Annotated in this window: 23 protein-coding genes; 15 read left to right on the top strand and 8 right to left on the bottom strand. The window is 67.2% G+C overall.

Features of this window, described 5'->3' with window-relative positions; all coding sequences use genetic code 11:
* Positions 1-234: 234 nt before the first annotated feature.
* Together AB0M48_RS08170 and AB0M48_RS08165 are read right to left on the bottom strand one after the other, a co-directional pair.
* A complete protein-coding gene (locus AB0M48_RS08170) occupies positions 235-1,497 on the bottom strand; it encodes a DNA cytosine methyltransferase (RefSeq protein ID WP_363837107.1) in 1,263 nt (420 codons plus the stop codon).
* A gap of 82 nt (positions 1,498-1,579) precedes the next feature.
* Complete coding sequence (locus tag AB0M48_RS08165) at positions 1,580-2,332, bottom strand: Eco29kI family restriction endonuclease (protein WP_363837104.1); 753 nt, start codon at positions 2,330-2,332, stop codon at positions 1,580-1,582.
* A gap of 96 nt (positions 2,333-2,428) precedes the next feature.
* Between AB0M48_RS08165 and AB0M48_RS08160 the strand changes: the two genes are divergently transcribed.
* From AB0M48_RS08160 to AB0M48_RS08135, 6 genes are all read left to right on the top strand, one after another.
* Positions 2,429-3,274 (top strand): hypothetical protein, encoded by an 846-nt coding sequence (locus AB0M48_RS08160; RefSeq protein ID WP_363837101.1) that lies wholly within the window; start codon positions 2,429-2,431, stop codon positions 3,272-3,274.
* Between the two features lie 109 nt (positions 3,275-3,383).
* Positions 3,384-3,878: a hypothetical protein gene (locus AB0M48_RS08155; RefSeq protein ID WP_363837098.1), complete on the top strand. Its 495-nt coding sequence runs from the start codon at positions 3,384-3,386 to the stop codon at positions 3,876-3,878.
* The gene (locus AB0M48_RS08150) at positions 3,871-5,127 is read left to right on the top strand and encodes a PBSX family phage terminase large subunit (RefSeq protein ID WP_363837095.1); all 1,257 of its coding nucleotides are present in this window, start codon (positions 3,871-3,873) and stop codon (positions 5,125-5,127) included. The genes AB0M48_RS08155 and AB0M48_RS08150 overlap by 8 nt, the downstream gene beginning before the upstream one ends.
* A 22-nt stretch (positions 5,128-5,149) precedes the next feature.
* Positions 5,150-6,700 (top strand): phage portal protein, encoded by a 1,551-nt coding sequence (locus tag AB0M48_RS08145; RefSeq protein ID WP_363837093.1) that lies wholly within the window; start codon positions 5,150-5,152, stop codon positions 6,698-6,700.
* Positions 6,678-8,618, top strand: a complete 1,941-nt coding sequence (locus AB0M48_RS08140) for a phage minor capsid protein (RefSeq protein ID WP_363837090.1) — start codon at positions 6,678-6,680, stop codon at positions 8,616-8,618. The genes AB0M48_RS08145 and AB0M48_RS08140 overlap by 23 nt, the downstream gene beginning before the upstream one ends.
* Positions 8,615-8,806, top strand: a complete 192-nt coding sequence (locus tag AB0M48_RS08135; RefSeq protein WP_363837087.1) for a hypothetical protein — start codon at positions 8,615-8,617, stop codon at positions 8,804-8,806. Before AB0M48_RS08140 ends, AB0M48_RS08135 begins: the two co-directional genes overlap by 4 nt.
* On the opposite strand, the gene AB0M48_RS08130 is transcribed toward AB0M48_RS08135, so the two are convergent.
* Both AB0M48_RS08130 and AB0M48_RS08125 read right to left on the bottom strand, forming a co-directional pair.
* Positions 8,794-9,063, bottom strand: coding sequence for a hypothetical protein (locus AB0M48_RS08130; RefSeq protein WP_363837084.1), 270 nt, complete (start codon positions 9,061-9,063; stop codon positions 8,794-8,796). The genes AB0M48_RS08135 and AB0M48_RS08130 overlap by 13 nt on opposite strands.
* Positions 9,064-9,073: 10 nt before the next feature.
* Positions 9,074-9,529 carry a hypothetical protein gene (locus AB0M48_RS08125; RefSeq protein ID WP_363837082.1) on the bottom strand — a complete coding sequence of 152 codons (456 nt, stop codon included), beginning with the start codon at positions 9,527-9,529 and terminating at the stop codon, positions 9,074-9,076.
* 144 nt (positions 9,530-9,673) lie between these two features.
* On the opposite strand from AB0M48_RS08125, the gene AB0M48_RS08120 reads away from it, so the two are divergent.
* Genes AB0M48_RS08120 through AB0M48_RS08100 form a run of 5 tightly spaced genes read left to right on the top strand, consistent with a single transcriptional unit; the run spans position 9,674 to position 12,228 of the window.
* Positions 9,674-10,312: a hypothetical protein gene (locus AB0M48_RS08120; RefSeq protein WP_363837079.1), complete on the top strand. Its 639-nt coding sequence runs from the start codon at positions 9,674-9,676 to the stop codon at positions 10,310-10,312.
* A gap of 23 nt (positions 10,313-10,335) precedes the next feature.
* Positions 10,336-11,193, top strand: coding sequence for a P22 phage major capsid protein family protein (locus AB0M48_RS08115; protein WP_363837076.1), 858 nt, complete (start codon positions 10,336-10,338; stop codon positions 11,191-11,193).
* Positions 11,193-11,462: a hypothetical protein gene (locus AB0M48_RS08110; protein ID WP_363837074.1), complete on the top strand. Its 270-nt coding sequence runs from the start codon at positions 11,193-11,195 to the stop codon at positions 11,460-11,462. Before AB0M48_RS08115 ends, AB0M48_RS08110 begins: the two co-directional genes overlap by 1 nt.
* An 11-nt stretch (positions 11,463-11,473) precedes the next feature.
* Positions 11,474-11,881 carry a hypothetical protein gene (locus AB0M48_RS08105; RefSeq protein ID WP_363837071.1) on the top strand — a complete coding sequence of 136 codons (408 nt, stop codon included), beginning with the start codon at positions 11,474-11,476 and terminating at the stop codon, positions 11,879-11,881.
* A 29-nt stretch (positions 11,882-11,910) separates the two neighbouring features.
* Positions 11,911-12,228: a hypothetical protein gene (locus tag AB0M48_RS08100; RefSeq protein WP_363837068.1), complete on the top strand. Its 318-nt coding sequence runs from the start codon at positions 11,911-11,913 to the stop codon at positions 12,226-12,228.
* 16 nt (positions 12,229-12,244) lie between these two features.
* Here AB0M48_RS08100 and AB0M48_RS08095 read toward each other — a convergent pair whose 3' ends face one another.
* A complete protein-coding gene (locus AB0M48_RS08095; RefSeq protein ID WP_363837066.1) occupies positions 12,245-13,159 on the bottom strand; it encodes a hypothetical protein in 915 nt (304 codons plus the stop codon).
* Between the two features lie 62 nt (positions 13,160-13,221).
* On the opposite strand from AB0M48_RS08095, the gene AB0M48_RS08090 reads away from it, so the two are divergent.
* The 3 genes from AB0M48_RS08090 to AB0M48_RS08080 are packed head-to-tail and all read left to right on the top strand — an operon-like array spanning position 13,222 to position 14,542.
* Positions 13,222-13,590: a hypothetical protein gene (locus AB0M48_RS08090; RefSeq protein ID WP_363837064.1), complete on the top strand. Its 369-nt coding sequence runs from the start codon at positions 13,222-13,224 to the stop codon at positions 13,588-13,590.
* Positions 13,587-14,021 carry a minor capsid protein gene (locus AB0M48_RS08085; protein ID WP_363837061.1) on the top strand — a complete coding sequence of 145 codons (435 nt, stop codon included), beginning with the start codon at positions 13,587-13,589 and terminating at the stop codon, positions 14,019-14,021. Before AB0M48_RS08090 ends, AB0M48_RS08085 begins: the two co-directional genes overlap by 4 nt.
* A gap of 11 nt (positions 14,022-14,032) precedes the next feature.
* On the top strand, positions 14,033-14,542 hold the full coding sequence (locus AB0M48_RS08080) for a hypothetical protein (RefSeq protein WP_363837058.1): 510 nt from the start codon (positions 14,033-14,035) through the stop codon (positions 14,540-14,542).
* A 39-nt stretch (positions 14,543-14,581) separates the two neighbouring features.
* Here the strand turns inward: AB0M48_RS08080 and AB0M48_RS08075 are convergent, their stop codons facing one another.
* Positions 14,582-14,932 carry a hypothetical protein gene (locus AB0M48_RS08075; protein ID WP_363837055.1) on the bottom strand — a complete coding sequence of 117 codons (351 nt, stop codon included), beginning with the start codon at positions 14,930-14,932 and terminating at the stop codon, positions 14,582-14,584.
* Positions 14,933-14,939: 7 nt separating this feature from the next.
* Positions 14,940-15,512, bottom strand: coding sequence for a hypothetical protein (locus AB0M48_RS08070; RefSeq protein WP_363837052.1), 573 nt, complete (start codon positions 15,510-15,512; stop codon positions 14,940-14,942).
* Between the two features lie 111 nt (positions 15,513-15,623).
* Here AB0M48_RS08070 and AB0M48_RS08065 point away from each other — a divergent pair, with 111 nt between their 5' ends.
* The gene (locus AB0M48_RS08065; protein WP_363837049.1) at positions 15,624-16,121 is read left to right on the top strand and encodes a hypothetical protein; all 498 of its coding nucleotides are present in this window, start codon (positions 15,624-15,626) and stop codon (positions 16,119-16,121) included.
* Positions 16,122-16,158: 37 nt separating this feature from the next.
* Here the strand turns inward: AB0M48_RS08065 and AB0M48_RS08060 are convergent, their stop codons facing one another.
* Positions 16,159-16,332 (bottom strand): hypothetical protein, encoded by a 174-nt coding sequence (locus AB0M48_RS08060; RefSeq protein ID WP_363837047.1) that lies wholly within the window; start codon positions 16,330-16,332, stop codon positions 16,159-16,161.
* Positions 16,333-16,527: the final 195 nt, after the last annotated feature.

The following is a 16,527-nucleotide window of genomic DNA, read 5'->3' as shown; positions in this document are numbered from 1 at the left end:
CTTTCGTGGTGCCATCGACGGGCCACCGCAGGTAGGCATAGATTCGCCGACCGCGGAAAACCCGCAGGTAGACCGACGCTAGCGCACATCGTCCAGTGGGCAGGGTGATCTCGCGTGCGTGGCGACCGCCGGCGGCGGCGTCTTGCTCGGCGGCGCGTTCGGCACGGGTCAGCCCTGGGAGAGGGCGCCACCAAGATTCCTCAGGCGGTTGCTCTTTCCACAGCGGGTGACTGATCACTCGTCTGAGGGTACGGCCAGGTGCGGTTGCAATGCCTCCGCCACCGCGTTCGCCATCGCACGCCCCAATTCGACTGGAACCGCGTTCCCCAACTGCCGCATCTGCTCTCCGCGAGGTCCTTCCAGGCGCCAGTCATCTGGAAACGTCATCGCCCTGGCCACTTCGCGGACAGTCATATAGCGGATGGACCCATCCGCTCGACGCAGTACGGTCTCACCACCAGGCACGCCGTGAACGCCGGCCTTGACCGTCTTCGCTGGACGATGCAACTCGTTGGGCGTGTGACCTGCGTATTCACGCGCTCCGGGCCAGCCGAAGTGGTGCAGGTAGTCGGGATGTTCCTTTTTGGCTTCGAGCGGCTGGAGAGGCTCAGGAAGATCATGGATGGCATCCCACAGCGTGCGCCACGGCTTCTTATCTCCTTGTTTTCCGTCATCCAAGGGAAGAACCGTTTGCGCGCTATCGTTGGGGACAGGAAGGCCGTGGTCAGTCCAGTAAGATCCGTCAGCTTGTGCTCGAATCAATGCGTCTTCACTGTACTCACCTTCGGGAATCTGCCAGTCACCGAGACCAAGGTCTTGCCGGAAAGCGATCACAAAAACGCGCCAGCGAACTTGCGGAACTCCGTAGTCAGCCGCGTTTACCAGCTTGTACTTAACGTGATAGCGCTTCGACAGGTCCCTAGGTTTTTTTGCAGACGCGATCCGAAGTCGCTCGTCGTGATCACGCCAGTCCTCGTTGCGCTTTCGCTTCTCGAACGGCATCTCAAGGGAGCGCAGGATGTAATCGTAATAAGGCTTGAACGACGGCCGCAGAAGACCACGGACGTTCTCGGCTATTACCGCGCGTGGCTTCGTCTCACGGATGGCGCGGAAGAATTCCGGCCAAAGATTTCGAGGGTCGTCATACCCCTTGTGAGCCCCGCCCAACGACCACGGCTGACACGGCACGCCACCCGCGACAACGTCGACTTTACCGTGCCACGGCGTGAAGTCGACCTTGTGTACATCGCCCTGAATCAACGGCCACTCGCTATCGAGTTCACTCGGTTCAGGAGCATCCTCTTTGTACTCAACGGCACGATTCTTCAGCAGCGTGTCGCACGCTCGCTTGTCGTACTCGACCGCCAGCAGATGCTTGAACCCGCTCAGGTGCATAGCCTCGGCGAGACCGCCGCCACCGGTGAACAACTCGATGCTGGTTCCAACCTCGCGTCGACTCTCTACGGGACGCGGGTTCAGTACGGCTTCCGTGGTCACACAGGGACTATACCGCGGAGTTGAGCGAAAGCAAGAATCGGACACGCCGGGCGTGTCCGATCTCAACAAGTGGTCCCGCTCGTCACAGTTCGAGCATCAGGTGCTCGGCATTCGCCTCGTCAGGCCCTTCGCCGTCCAAGTTGACGTCGTACTCAACGTCAGCTCCTTCGAAGAACGCTGTGACGCGCCTGACGGACTGCTCCTGCGAGTATTTGCTCGGCGTGTTCATGTAATACGGGTGCGACCACCAACGTCCAGGGTGCAACTCGTCCCACGGGGGGCGAGCTTGGTTTCGACGGCCAGCGCCGGGATCGTGATTTCCGAAGCCATCTACGACCAGGTTCCACACCGGCCGCAGTTGTTGAATCATTACGCGCTCCGCCAGTGGGACGAAGACCTCAACCGCCACGAGGAACCGCACACTGAAGTCGTCAGGGTCCAGGTCGCCGGCTTCTTCAATAGAGTGCTTATGCTCCTGAAGTCGATCCCAAAGGGCTGATGTCTCCTTCGAAGGATCTACGATGCCCTTGCGCCCGCCTTGCGGAACGGCTTTGCCGACGTAGATGGGCGACACGACGCCCTTGATCGGCTGATAGAGGTCATGATCGCCTTGATAGTAGATCGCGTAGACACCGGGTCCGATCGTCTTCGGAACAGCGGTCAGTGGAACGGAAGTCTCAAGTAGAAGCCGGCGTTCGACGCTCTCGCCGAGCTGCTCCAAGTCCAGCGGGTTGTAAGGTGCCGGCCTCACCGCATCCTTTGCCCACGTCTTCCATTGGGGCTTGCGCGGCCGCTTCGGCTTGACCGGCTTGTCGAACTCGGGCGGGCTGGTCATGGTCCCCCTTTCGGCCAGACGAGCCTAGCCTCCGCGTGATCTACCTATCCGGTCGACCGCGCCAGTCTGGTGACGGAGCATGACAACGCTGGTGGTGTGATTCCTTGTACAGCGCCGTCCTGCGACAGCCTGACGGACCTCGATGCCTACGTGTGCGGCCTGTGCCTCGGCAGGCTCGACGGCGATCTCGCCGACGTGGCCGACCTCGCCGAGGAACTCGACACCACGATCGCTCGCCAGGCGCGAACCGGGATGCCCGTCGGCTCACGCAGCGCGGAGGTAGGGCTGCCGTACAACGACGGTGCCGCCGAAGTTGGCCGCGACCTGCGGTCGGTGCTGTCGACCTGGGTGCGGGACCTGTGGGAAACGCACGGACCGCGCCGCGTAGCGCGCGCAGCGGGCAAGGCCAACGTTGCAGAGCTGGACCCGCTCGACCTCGACGACACCCTCGCCGAACTGGCCGCCTGGCTGCGGCGCCATCCGTCGTGGATCGAGTGCCACCTGGCGGGCGGTGAGCTGGTAGACGAGATCACCGACGCCGTCGAGCGTGCGCGCCGTGCGGTCGACCTGGCCCCGGCGCGGGTGTACTGCGGACCGTGCCCAGACTGCGGCGCCGACCTGTACGCGCGCCCGGATCGAGCAACGGTCGGATGCCGTGAGTGCGAGGCTCGGCACGAGGTCGAGGCGCTGCGGGCCGCGCTGCTCGACGCCGCGCGCGGACACATCGGCACGGCCGCCGAGATCGCTCGTGCGTTGCCGAGGCTGCTCGGCCGCGAGCTGTCGGCGAACTCGCTGCGCACTTGGGCACGCGCCGGCAAGCTCACCCGGCGCGAGCCTGACCAGCATGGCCGCCCCCGGTACCTGGTCGGGGAGGTGATCGACGTCGCGCTCGCAACCCCCGTGCGTTCGCGTGTCACCCGCGCCGAGTCCCAACCTGCCTAAACTGCGAAACCGCAGCGGGTGATCTATGCCCATCCCCCAGCCAGACAGCCCCGAGACCCCTCCCCCGTCTCGGGGCTGTCGCGTGTCTGGACGCAGGCGAGGTGATTCCTTGCCGCGCAACTTGGTCACCGACGCCGACCGTGACCGCGTGCGCGAGCTGCACGCCGAGGGCAAGAGCCGCAACGAGATCGCACGGGCGACCGGGCGCTCCGCCTCGACGGTGACCGGCCTCGCCCGCGAGTTGGGTCTGTCGTTCGACCGAGCGAAGACGGCCGCCGCGACGCAGGCACGGCAGCTCGACAACCGCGCCCGCCGCACGGAGATCACCAGCAGGCTCTACGGCCGCGCCGAGCAGGTGCTCGCCCGGCTTGAGTCACCCGGCTACAAGTTCACCGCGACCACGGTGCACGGCATCGAAACCAAGACGCTCGACCACGTGCCCGCGCAGGACGAGAAGTCACTCGCGAGCGCGCTGTCGACGCACCTCGGCGCAGCCGCCCGGCTCGAAGCGATCGACGCCGAGAAGGGCAGCGAGGGCGCCAAGAGCATGTTGACCGGGCTCGCCGTCGCGCTCGGCATCCGCACCACGGTCGTCGATGAATGATCTTCCGCTGTCGCCGAGGCAGCTCGAATCGCTGCGCGAGTCGACGACGCGCGTGTCGATCTGGTCCGGGGCGATCCGCAGTGGCAAGACGATCGCGAGCTTGCTGCGCTGGTTGATCTACGTCGCCAACGCGCCCCGTGGCGGTCAGCTCGTTGTCGTCGGTCGCACGCGGGACTCGGTGGCGCGCAACGTGTTCGCGCCGCTGCAAGACCCGTCGCTGTTCGGGCCAATCGCCGATCTCGTGCACTACACGCCGGGTGCGCCTACTGCGCGCATCCTCGACCGCGTCGTGTACGTGCTCGGCGCGAGCGACTCGAAAGCCGAGAAGGTGCTGCGCGGTCTGACCTGCTGCGGTGCCTACGTCGACGAGCTAACCGTTATCGCAGAAGAGTTTTTCGTGCAGTTGCTCGGCCGGATGAGCGTCCCCGGTGCGCAACTTTTTTGCACGACGAACCCTGACTCGCCGGCGCATTGGCTGCGGCGCCGCTACCTCGACCGGCTCGCCGAGCTGCCCGACTGGCGTTCGTTCGCCTTCACGCTCGACGACAACCCGGCGCTAACCGAGTCCTACAAGGACTCGATCCGCCGCGAGTACACCGGCCTGTGGTTCCGGCGGTTCGTCAAGGGCGAGTGGGTCGCCGCTGAGGGCGCCGTGTTCGACATGTGGGACCCCGCCGAGCACGTCGTGCCGTGGGCCGAGCTGCCCGACATGGCGCGGCTGCTCGCCGTCGGGATCGACTATGGCACCACGAACCCGACGTCGGCGATCCTGCTCGGCGAGGGCGTCGACAACCGGCTGTACCTGGTCGACGAATGGCGCCACGACCCCGCGCACGCGCGGACACGGCTCACCGACGCGCAGCTGTCCGCCGGGCTGCGCGACTGGCTCACGGTGCCGCACCTGCCGCGCCCGAACGTGCTGCGTCCGCAGTGGATCGTCGCCGACCCGTCGGCCGCGTCGCTGCGGGTGCAGCTCCATAACGACGGCGTCACCACGGCCGCCGCCGACAACGACGTCGCTTACGGCATCCGCGTCGTGTCGAGCCTGCTCGCTGAGCGGCGGCTCAAGGTCGCCGACCGGTGTACCGGGTTCGTCGCCGAGGCGCCCGGCTACGCGTGGGACGACAAGGCGACCGCCAAGGGCGTGGACCAGCCGGTAAAGGTCGCCGACCACTCGCTCGACGCCGGTCGCTACGCCATCACCACTACAGAAAACCTTTGGCGCACAACGCTTGCGCTCGCCGCGTGACCCATGACAGGAGGTCACGCCGATGCGCGACCAGTGGCCCCCGAAGCCGTTCGACATCGCCGCGAGCAAGATGCGCGAGTGGAACGCCTGGTACGTGGGCAAGGCCGAGGACCTCGCCGCCCACTACGGCAACGGTCCGGTTGTCCACTCGCGCCCGTCGCAGTACCGGGGTGGCCTGGTCGGTGCGGTGAGCCGCTTTTTCTGGGGGCGCCCGGTCTCACCGCGGGGCCAGCAGCGGACCCGCGTGCACATCCCGCTCGCCTCGGACCTGGCAACCATGTCGTCCGACCTACTGTTTGCCGAGCCGCCGCGTGTGCGGGTCGAGAACTCCAGCGCGCAGGCGCGGCTCGATCAGATCATCAACACCCCGGACACGCACAGCGCGCTCCTGGAGGCGGCCGAGGTCGCCGCCGCGCTGGGTGGCGCGTATCTGCGGGTGGTGTGGGACGGCGACGTTCGCCCGCACGCGATGCTCGACGCGGTCGACGCCGATGCCGCTGTGCCCGAGTGGCGTTGGAAGACGCTGCACGCCGTCACGTTCTGGCAGACCGTCGCGCAGTCCGACGGCGCCGAGGTGCTGCGCCACCTCGAACGGCACGAAGCCGGCCGCATCGTGCACGCCCTGCACATGGGCACCGAGGATGAGCTCGGCCGCGCGATCCCTCTCACCGAGCACCCGTCGACGGCGTGGGCCGCCGAGCTGGTCGATTCCGACGGGGCGATCGAGACCGGTACCCGCCGGCTGACCGCGGCGTACTGCCCGAACATCCGGCCGTCGCGCGAGTGGCGGTCGGTGCCGGCGCTGCGTCCGTTGGGGCGCAGCGATTTCGACGGTGTCGAGCCGCTGCTCGACGTGCTCGACGAGGTGTACTCGTCGTGGGTCCGCGACGTCCGGCTCGCTCGCGCGCGGCTGATCGTGCCAGCGGGGTTCCTGCAACCGCTCGGCCCCGGTCAGGGCGCGATGTTCGACGACGACCAAGAGGTGTTCACCGAGCTGAACATGCTCACTGGTCGCAGCGAGTCCAAACCGATCACGGCGACGCAGTTCGAGATCAGGGTCGCCGAGCACAAGGCCACGGCCGAGCAGATCACGCACGACATCTTGCGGGCCGCCGGCTACTCGCCGTCCAGCTTCGGCGAGACCAACGGCCGCGCGACCGGGGTCACCGCGACCGAGGTCGTCGACCGCAGGGAGTTGTCGGAGACCACCCGCGACAAGAAGTCGCGTTACTGGTCGTCCGCACTCGCGCCGATCACTGCGGCCTTGCTCGATGTCGACCGGCACGTGTTCGGCACGCCCGGCGTCGCCCTGGACGAGGACCCGGTCGTGAGCTTCGGCGACCAGGCGCAGGCCGACGTCGGCGACCTCGCGCGCACCGCGCAGGCGTTGCTCGCCGCCGAGGCCGCGTCGACAGACGTGCGGGTGCGGATCGTGCACCCCGACTGGGACGACGACCAGGTCGGCGCCGAGGTCGCCCGGATCTTCTCCGAGACCGGCCGCAGCGTGCCCGACCCCGCCACCTGGCGTGGCCCGCAGGACGGGGGCGCTGATGGCCTGGGAACCGCCGCCTGACGCTGACCCGCGCGACGTCGTCGAGCAGCTCGCCCGCGACATCCTCGCCGTGTTCACCGAGGCCGAGGCGCGGCTGCTCGCCGACATCGCCCGCCGCGCCCGCATTGCCAACGACGTCCCAGAGTGGGCCGCGCAGAAAGCCTCTGCGGTGCGCGAGGTCCGGCTCGCCGTCGAGCGGATGCTCACGCAGCTACGCGCCGAGACCGGCACCGCAGCGGCCGAGGCGGTGCTCGCCGCCTGGCAGGCGGGCGCCGCCGCAGGCCTCGCGCAGCTCGCCGACGCCGGCGCGCTCGACCGCTCCCAACTCGCCGCGCTCCGCGACGTCATCCCCGGCATGGACGCCGCGGCGCTGCTCGCGGCCGACCTGACGTCGCGGCTCGACGCGCTGTATCTGCGGGTGCTGCGGTGGGCTCAGGACGCCTTCCAAGTCGCGGTAGCCGCAGCGGCGCCGTTGCAGCTGCTCGGCATGGCGACGACCCGCTCGGCACAGCGCTCCGCCTGGGATCGCCTTGTCTCCCAAGGAGTGACCGGGTTCGTCGACCGGTCCGGGCGGTCGTGGAACCTGGCGAGCTACGTCGAAATGTCCGTGCGGACAGCGACCGCACGGGCGTGGAACGACGGACACCTCGCGCGCATGGAGCAGCTCGGCGTCGAGCTGGTCACCGTCTCGAACACCACCGACGGCTGTGCACTGTGTTCGGTGTGGCAAGGGCGCATCCTCGCCCGCTCTGGACCGGCCGGTGAACGACGCGTCGAGAACGAGCTGACCGGCGAGCCGATGCTCGTCGAGGTCGCCAGCACCGTCGACGAGGCTCGTGCCGCGGGGTTGATGCACCCGAACTGTCGGCACACGTTCTTGCCGTTCATCCCCGGAGTGACCCGGCTCGCCGAGCCCACCGAACACGACCAGGTCGCCGAGGACGAACGCGAAGACCTGCGCGAGCTGGAACGCCAGGTACGGCGGGAGAAGCGCAAGCAAGCCGGCGCACTCACCCCCGCGGACGAGCAGCGTGCCGCCGCGAAGATCCGCGATCTACAGGCCGAGATCCGCGAGCACGTCAAGGCGACCGGGCTCAACCGCAAGCGCTACCGCGAGCAGCTCAACCTCGGGCACGGCACCACGCAGGGCGCTCGACGCCGGCGCGAGGATCTCGCCGAGCAGCTCGGCGAGGGCACCGTCGAGCAGAACAGGCTCGACGCCGTCGCCGCGGAACAGGCTCGCCGGCGCGAGGCCGAGCGGCTCGCCGCGCAACAGCAGGCCGAGCGCGCCGAGGCCGAGCAGCGCGAGCAGTACGCCGCAGAGTTGCGCGAGCTGTCCGACGAGGCGCTCGCCGACCGGCTCGGCGAGGTCGCCGACGACGAAGCGCTGCTCGACCTGGTGCTCGCCGAGCTGGACCAGCGCGACGCCGAGCAGCGGCGCCGCGACGAGCGACGCGAGCGGGAGCAGGCTCGACGCGAGCAGCAGCAAGCCGAGCAGCTCGCCGAGTACGAACGGCTTGTCGCCGAAGGGATGGACGACGAGCAGGCATGGGCCGAGGCGACCGGCACGACCGTCGAGGCGATACGGCGCACCGAAGCGATTCGACGACTCCGGGCCGACGGCTACACCGGCCGCGGGTTCGACGAGCTTGCGCGTGCCGCGTACCGCGACCACGTGTACGAGCAGTACATCGCCGCCGAGGATGCCACGAACGGGCACATGCTTACCCCGCAAGGGGAATCGGCCGGCATCGACCCGCGCGAACTGTTCACCGGACCGTCGAACCGCGCCCGCAAATGGGCCTCACCTGAGCTGCGGGAATGGTGGGACGCCAACGGTAGGATGACCTTCGACGAGTACGCCGCATGGCTGCTCGACGACGTCGGAGGCGCCCGCAGTTCCGGGTTCCGCACTGGTGGGGAGGACTGGTTGCAATGACCTTGTCCGACCAAGTGCGCGCCGCGCTCGCCGAGGGACGAGTCGCAGCGGAGAACCGACAACCAGCCGCGAACCCCTACCGGACAACAGGAAACCCGCCGAGCCTGGCCGAGCTAGCGCTCGCGAACGCGTGGCGCGCGGGCTACCAGGGCGGTACGGCGTCGTTCCCGGTGGACTACTCCGCCTGATTCCGGCGCCCGCTACCCGGTTTCGACGTTCCGGCCGCCCCTTGCCCAAGGCGCCGCGCGTCCCACTCGCGCCACTCCTGTTCACGACCTGACGCCCACCCGTAGACGAATCCCTTGCCCTGCTGGATTTTCACATCCGGTTCCGGACACGGGTTGTCGGTACCGGCGTAGCGGGCGAGGTACTGCGTCACTGTCGACCCCTCCACGCCCAGCCACGTGCCGACGTAGGAGGTTCCGCGGTACTCGATCGTTGCCACCTGCGCAGTCTCACGCACGGCCACGGCCGATCACGTGGAACCCTGCGACAACGGCGAGTTGAGCGCACCGCAGGCACGCGGGCATCTCGTCGCCGGCAGTGTCGGTGACGTCGAACAGCGCGTGTCGCGTGCAGGTGCCCCACCCGCACCGGTCCGGGCGAGGCCAGCAGACACAGCAAGCCAACCGACGATAACCACGGGCGCCGCACGTCGCAGGGTTGCGGTGCAGCGGCTCGACGGCCTCGGCCTCGGCCGGGCTCGGGATGGTGAAGCCGAACAGCCCACCGTCGGCCGGCTCGCCGCCGAGCGTGATCGAGAACAGCCCGTCGACCGAGTGCTCAACGGCGACGGGCTGCTCGTCGAGCGACTGCTCGGCCGGGGTCTCGACTTTCTCGTCGAGCAGGTCGAGGGAGAACTGCCCACGGTGCGCCGCGCGCAGACCCTCGGCGTCGAACAACGCGTTCATACCCACCCCTAAGTGTTGTCGACATTGCTGACAACACTTTAGCGATCCGCCTCAGAGTGTCGTCAACAACTTTGACGACACTTTTTGTTTTGCCTGCTCATCAGGCACCACCCGCACCCGAGCACGTCTAGGAGGGCTCTCCCCATGTCCGCACCCGTGCCCAACGCACCGGCCGACAGCGGCGCCGCGGATGCACCACCAACCCCCGACCCCGCCTCGTCGGCAGGTTCGAGCAGTCCTGACAGCGAGCCGGGCAGCGGTTCTCAGGCCGGCGCCGAGCAGGGCTCGCCGTCGACCTCACCGGACGTCGAGGCGTTGCGCTCCGAGGTCGCCGAATGGCGCATCAAGGCCGAGGGTGCGCAGCAGGGCATCGTCGACAAGATCGCGCGAGCGCTCGGCATCACCGCCGGCGACCAGGCGCCGACCGTTGAGCAGGTCACCGACCAGCTCACAACGGCGCAGACCGAGGCGCGCGAGCGCGCGGTCGACCTGGCCGTGTTCCGTGCCGCGCCCGCCGCGAACGCCGACCCCGACGCGCTGCTCGACTCGACCGCGTTCCGGCGCCGCGTCGCCGACCTCGACCCCGCCGACGCGAAGTTCGGCGAGCAGGTCGCCGCCGCCATCGCCGACGCTGTGAAGGCAAACTCAAGGCTCGCAGCCACTTCCGCCGCGCCGCAGCGCAGCGGCGGCGAGATTACCGGCGGCTCGCCGACCACATCCGACGACCTCGGCTCGCTGTCGGTCGAGGACTACATCAAGCGCACCCGGAAGAGGGGTAACTGACCTTGCCCAACCAGCTTCTTACCGTGGACGTGATCGCCCGCGAAGCGATTGCGACCCTGTACGAACAGACCGTCATGGCCGGGCTCGTGCACCGCGACTACGAAGGCGATTTCACGGGCAACAGCGGTGACACGATCACGATCCGCAAGCCCGCCGTGTTCCAGGTCAACGAGTTCAACCGGCAGACCGGAATCCAGTTGCAGGAGGCGCGCGAGGGCTCGACCACGCTCACGCTCGACAAGGTCCCCGACGTGTCGTTCGCGGTCACGTCCGAGGACTGGACGATGCGCATCACCGACTTCCGCGAGCAGTTCCTACAGCCCGCGATGGAGGCCATTGCGCAGTACGCCGACCGGCTCGTGCTCGGCCTACGCGCGGACATCACGCAGACCGTCGAGTACAACCCGGCGGCACCGAACCCGTCGGATGTGCTGGTGGACGCCGGGCTCACGCTCAACAGCGCGAACGTGCCGACGGCCGAGCGCCGGGCGGTCGAAAGCCCGACGTTGACGGCACTGTTCCAAAAGGACCCGCTGTTTGTTCAGGCACAGCAGGTCGGCGACGACGGGACCGCGTTGCGCGAAGCCTCTATCGGCCGCAAGCGTGGTTTCGGCAACTACATGAGCCAGAACATCAAGGACGACGTCAGCGTCGCGTTCCGACGCGAGGCGTTCGCGCTGGCAACCCGCACGATGACGCTGCCGCGAGGCATCGGCGCCGGGCAGGGCTCCGTCGTGAACTACAAGGGCCTTGGCCTGCGGGTGATCTACGGCTACGACATGAGCAAAAAGCAGGACGTCGTCAGCATTGACGCGCTCATGGGCGTCAAGACGCTGGACCCCAAGCGCGCCGTCCTGATCAAGCGCAAGGCCGATGCCTGATGCTCGCCTACCGCAACCGCCGCACCGGCGAGGTGCACGCGCCCGAACCGGGCTCGTGGATGGCCGACCGGCTCGACGGGCTCCCCCAGGTCTGGGACCCCGTCGAGTCCGTCGAGGGCACCCTGCCCCCGGCGAAACCGGCTCGCAGCGCCCGTAAGTCCGAATGGGTCGAGTACGCCCTGACGCGCGGCTACAGCCGTGAGGACGCCGAGGGCCTCTCGCGCGACGACCTCGCCCGGCTGCTCGACGACCCCGAGACCGAGGCGTAGACGCGGTGCGCGTGTACGCCACCGTGGACGAACTACGTAACTACGCCGGCGCCCGCGTCGTCACCGACGACTCGCCGCGTCTGCTCGCTCGCGCCTCGGAACTGGTCGACTCCCACCTGCTCGCCGCGGTCTACGAGGTCGACGCGCAGGGCTACCCGACCGGCGCCGAGGAACGCGACGCGCTGCGCCGCGCGACGTGCGCCGTGGTCGAGTGGTGGCACGAGACCGGCGACCCGGTCGGCGCCGCGGGGCAGTTCAGCGAGTCGCAGATCGGCACGGTTCGACTCAAGCGCGCCGACTCCGCGGCGCCGTCGGACATCGCGCCGAACGCGGTCCGCATTCTCACCACCGCAGGACTGCTCTCGCAGTTCCCGCTCTGCCCGGACCGGTGGGTCATTGGCTATGGAAAGCCTCAGTGACACAACGGTTTGCGGGGTGACACGTGCAGATGCCCGCAGTGCTGTTGCCCCACACCGTCACCGTTCGCCCGTACCTCGGCACCGGTCCCTACGGCGACGTGTGGGGCGACGCGGTAGTCGTGCGCGAGGTGTTCGTCGAGGACCGGCGCCGACTCGTCCGCAACCAGTCCGGGGAGGAACTTGTGAGCGAGTCGACGGTGCGCACGCGGCCGAACGTCCGGGTACCGGTCGGCTCGAAAGTCACCGTGTGGCAAGGAACCGCGCTCGAACGCACCGGACGCGTGATCACCACGAGTGTGTTCGACCACCCGTCGACCTGGTCGCACGTCGAGGTCGCGCTGGCGTGAACGCGACCGCACGGCGTTAGTCCTCAGGCAGGTTTTGCATTTTCCAGGTCCTCGCCTCGTCGTCTGCAATAGCGGTACTGCGCGTGTACCCGCAGACAATGCAGGTTCCGGCGCCGATTCCTACGCCGAACATGTCGGCCCCGCGGCATAGCATCGTTTCATTCCAGCAGACCGGGCACTCGTGAAGTGGCTCCTCGGTCGCTCTGTCCTTGGGGTCAAACGACAGATAGTCCTCGGCCAGCTCGACCCGGCGCGCGACTTCCTCCTCGCCCAGAAGCTCTACGTAGTCAGCTGCACTGCCCCGCATCCACTCGTCACGTGCGTGGTCCGTCATCCACTGGTCGTCCATTTCCTCATTGAGGAATCCGCCCAGTGTCGGATGGTCGCCGAGAGCGATCAGGGCCTCAACGTGAGAACCATCGAGTTCGCCGTTAGCGAGTCGACCGTGACGCACCGGGTAGACGATGCCGATCGCAGCACGCAGGGCAACCGTGTCGATCTTCACCACGTCATACGGTGAGTCGTCCTCCTCCCAGTTCGGGATCTGCGACGGTTTCGGCTCATCGCCCGCAGCCCACTGCGACACCGTGAGCGTGATAACGCCCGTCGCGTCTTCAGTAATTCCAACCACTCTCACCCGGTAACGACCGGGTTTTCCGTTCGGGTCGGTCGTTGAACCGTTCTTCGCGTGCCCCGAAAGCACGTCCAGGAGAGCGCCCGCCGCTTTCACCTTTGTTCCGGCGAGTTCATCACCCGGCCAAGCGCTAGCGACAATCACCGCCAAGCCGTTGTTGAGAGCCGTGTCAAACAGTGCCTCGACGCCTGCGACGTCACGGCCTTTACTTACGACGTAGGCGCACCTCGAATACTGATAACTCCGATAGAACTCGACTGAAAGCTGCTGCTGCGGCGGGGTTTGCGGGGTCGACATCGGTCAATGATGAACTTCTGGTGCGCCATCTTCCAGCGAGATTTCATCGGCGGGAGGGGAACGTGCCAGCAGAGGTCACGGGCAGTGGTCAGGTGCGCGTCGAGTGGGGCGGTGCGGCCGTCACCGAGCAGGCCCGCGAGGGTGCCGCGCGTGGCCTGGCGCTCGGCGCCGAGCACGTGCGCGGTGTGTCGGTGGACCTGGCGCCGCTGGACACGGCGGCGTTGAGGAACTCGGCGACGGCAAGTCACGACCCCGAGGCGCTCACCGCGGCCGTTTCCTACGACACCCCTTATGCCGCAAGGCAACACGAGGAACTCGACTATCACCACCGCACCGGTGGGCCGAAGTACCTCGAACGCGCGCTCGTGTCCGAGGCCGACGTCGTCGCCCGCCTGGTGCAGTCGCAGATACGCAAGGCGCTCGGCACGTGAGCTGGACGCGCACTCTCGCGCACGGCCTCGCCGAGTACCTCGCAGCGGCGAGCATCGCCGTCTACCGGCCGACCGGCGTCTACCGCGACGACGAGGTCGGCATCGTCATCGGCACCGTGCCCGCCTCGCCGGCGCGCGTCCTGGTGCTCTCCCTCTATCCCCTGGTCGACGACGTCGACCAGGCCGACAGCGTGCTCGGCCTGCAAGTCCGCGCCCGCAGCGGCGGAGCGGACCCGCGCGAGGTCCTCGACCGGCTCGACGACGTGTTCGACGAGCTGCACGGCGCGACGCACCTCGACCTCGGCGGCGCCCTGGTCCACCTCGCGGTGCGCACCTCGTCGGTGCCGATGAGCCGCGACCAGCCCGGCCGCTACGAGCACGCTGACACCTACCAACTCACCGCCCACAGGCCCACACGACACCGCAGCTAGGAGGCCGCCTAGTGGCCCTACGTTCTTTGCTGGCAAAGGATTGGACGCTTGAAGTCGACACCCGTACCGCCGGCGCCACTGCCCCGCAGTGGACACGCGTTGGTGGCCTGACGAGCTTCACCGAGACCACCGACGACAACACCGAAGACGACGGCTCGTTCGATGATGACGGTTGGGGTAGTTCCGTTGTCACGCAACGAATCTGGTCAATTGAGGCCGAGGGCAAGCGCAAGCGCACTGACGCCCAAGCGTTCACCCCGGACCTCGGACAGGAAGCGATCCGCAAGGCCGCGCGCATCGTCGGGTTCGCCGCGAACCTGCGCGTCCGCTGGTACCGCAAGGACGGATCACCCGACGCCTACGAGGGCACGTCGACGGTGTCCGGGTTTACCAAGGGTGGCGGTAAAACCGACCTTGAGCCGTTCAACTTCACCCTGAACGGCCAAGGCGTACCGGTCGAGATCCCCAACCCTATCGCCACTCAGTCCGGCTTTCTCATCGAGCACAGCGAATCCGCCTGAGAGCATTCGATACCTGAGTCGACGGGATATGAGAGACAATCACTTGCGCGCAAGTTTGGCCAAAACGTCAGCTGTAATATTGCAGCGCTTCGCATTCGGGTCCGAGGAGAGCACCGAGGCGCCGCTATTTCCACCATGAACCAAGACGTCAAGCACTGCGGGGTTATCCTTGAGGGTCGCCTGGTAGTCCTTTAAAACGACGATGCAACTCGGCTGCTCCGGCGGCTTTACTGAAATTTTAGCTGCAACCTGAACCCCAATGAAACCCACGCCCGCTGCTGTGACAGCGCAGATCCCGGTGACCATTGCAGCCACCACGGCGGGCTCCTTGCGGACCGGCTTCTTCGCCTCCGGGACCGCAACTTTCGTGCGCGGCAGGATTCTGCGCATGGGCTGTTTACTCGGGGTCATGGCTGACCGCTTCGCCAATGCCAGAAGGACCTGTATAGCGGGCCATCCGCCCTGTTGCGTCGATCCCCAACAGCAAGTCCGTGTCAATGGAGGAACTGAGCTCAATCAGATTTCGACCAGCATTGCGAGCGCCGCCCGCTATTAGTCCATCGGCATACACCCTGGCGGTCGCAGCAATCTCCGTCATCTGATAGACGTAAGACCTACTAAAATCTCCGGAGCGCAACTTTTCGGACATGACTTCCAGTTGGTCAGTCAATCCATTGGCGGTCGCAAAGAACTCGACGTGCCGAAAATATGAGTAGGCAGCAAGCACCAGCGATGCGCCGGCGAGCACCAGAACGAAGGCGGCAAAGTAGAGCCAGTAGAGCGAGGCGCCAATAATAGGGACATATACAGCGAAGGCCGCCGAGACCAGCAGCCCAGCGAGACCAAGGATAAGCATCAATCGAAGCTCACCGCGACTCGCCGGAGCCTTCAGTGGCTTGACTACCACTTCCCGATAATCGTCGTCTCGCGCTTGGTCGCTAGCGACTTCAAAATTCTTGCCTATGGTCACGTCCCACCGCCCTTCGCCGTGTTGTCGTTCGGGCTCATGGGTCCGTTACCTCACAGGGATGACGGAGCCGCACGCCATCGATTGGCTTTCACGTAGACAGGGAGATTCTCAGTGGCGTTCATTGACTTGTCCGAGGTGCTCGACGCTGATCTGTCGTTGCCCTACAAGGGAAAGACCTACGTCGTGGCGCCGGTGGACGCCGAGACCGGTCTGCGGTTTCAGCGGCTCGCCGCCGTGGCGGCGCAGGCCGCGAAGGCAGCGGAGAACGGCGAGACGTTCAACCCGGACGACATCGCGCTCGACGACGACGAAGAGGCCGACCTGTTCGAGCGGGCGCTCGGCCCGGTATACGACGAAATGCTCGCCGACCGGGTGCCGTGGCCCGTGCTCAAGGTCGCGGGCATGACGGCGTGGCTCGATGCCGCGTTCAACCGGGAGACCGCAGAGGCCTACTGGAACGCGGCAGGCTCCCCAAACCAGACGGCCGGGAATCGGAAGACGCGACGCGCGGCGGACCGATCGACCCGGCGACAGGGCTCCGCGAGTGGTACGACCCGGACCCACTCGACCACGACGAAGGCGACGGCCACACGTGGGCGGAAGTCCTAGAACGCTGGCAGCTCGTCGAGGCCGACCTGCACCAGGTCTACGGCATCGACGTCGAGTCGGGCATCCTCGCCGCCCGGTCGTGGCGCTGGCTGCGGGTCCGCGTCGCCGGGCTGCTGTCCTGCGAGTCCCGGCTCGCCCGCGCGTTCGCACCACCTGAACGACAGCCGCGCCACCGGTAGGCGCCGACCAGCCGTCGGGGGTGATGCCCCATCGCGCTCACCATCGGCGAACTGGTCGGGTTCCTCCGGATCGACGGAAGCGGCTGGAATCGAGGCCTCGCGCAAAGTCGGGGCGACCTCGACAAGTTCAGCCGCGACGCCAACGGCCGTCTGCGCGACCTGCGCGGGCGGTTCGTCGCCGAGGGCGAGGCCTCGGGCAAGGGGTTCGGCGCCGGGCTGGGCAGGCT

The organism is Lentzea sp. NPDC051208, from assembly GCF_040682435.1.
GTDB lineage: Bacteria > Actinomycetota > Actinomycetes > Mycobacteriales > Pseudonocardiaceae > Lentzea > Lentzea kristufekii.
Note: the sequence above shows the minus strand (reverse complement) of the source record. Positions and strands in the feature narration are given on the sequence as shown.

Excerpts from the sequence above, each read along its gene's own strand:
- AB0M48_RS08165 (WP_363837104.1), bottom strand. The coding sequence starts at position 2,332 with ATGACCAGCCCGCCCGAGTTCGACAAGCCGGTCAAGCCGAAGCGGCCG.
- AB0M48_RS08150 (WP_363837095.1), top strand. The coding sequence starts at position 3,871 with ATGAATGATCTTCCGCTGTCGCCGAGGCAGCTCGAATCGCTGCGCGAG.
- AB0M48_RS08145 (WP_363837093.1), top strand. The coding sequence starts at position 5,150 with ATGCGCGACCAGTGGCCCCCGAAGCCGTTCGACATCGCCGCGAGCAAG.
- AB0M48_RS08140 (WP_363837090.1), top strand. The coding sequence starts at position 6,678 with ATGGCCTGGGAACCGCCGCCTGACGCTGACCCGCGCGACGTCGTCGAG.
- AB0M48_RS08135 (WP_363837087.1), top strand. The coding sequence starts at position 8,615 with ATGACCTTGTCCGACCAAGTGCGCGCCGCGCTCGCCGAGGGACGAGTC.
- AB0M48_RS08125 (WP_363837082.1), bottom strand. The coding sequence starts at position 9,529 with ATGAACGCGTTGTTCGACGCCGAGGGTCTGCGCGCGGCGCACCGTGGG.
- AB0M48_RS08120 (WP_363837079.1), top strand. The coding sequence starts at position 9,674 with ATGTCCGCACCCGTGCCCAACGCACCGGCCGACAGCGGCGCCGCGGAT.
- AB0M48_RS08110 (WP_363837074.1), top strand. The coding sequence starts at position 11,193 with ATGCTCGCCTACCGCAACCGCCGCACCGGCGAGGTGCACGCGCCCGAA.
- AB0M48_RS08100 (WP_363837068.1), top strand. The coding sequence starts at position 11,911 with ATGCCCGCAGTGCTGTTGCCCCACACCGTCACCGTTCGCCCGTACCTC.
- AB0M48_RS08095 (WP_363837066.1), bottom strand. The coding sequence starts at position 13,159 with ATGTCGACCCCGCAAACCCCGCCGCAGCAGCAGCTTTCAGTCGAGTTC.
- AB0M48_RS08075 (WP_363837055.1), bottom strand. The coding sequence starts at position 14,932 with ATGCGCAGAATCCTGCCGCGCACGAAAGTTGCGGTCCCGGAGGCGAAG.
- AB0M48_RS08060 (WP_363837047.1), bottom strand. The coding sequence starts at position 16,332 with ATGGGGCATCACCCCCGACGGCTGGTCGGCGCCTACCGGTGGCGCGGC.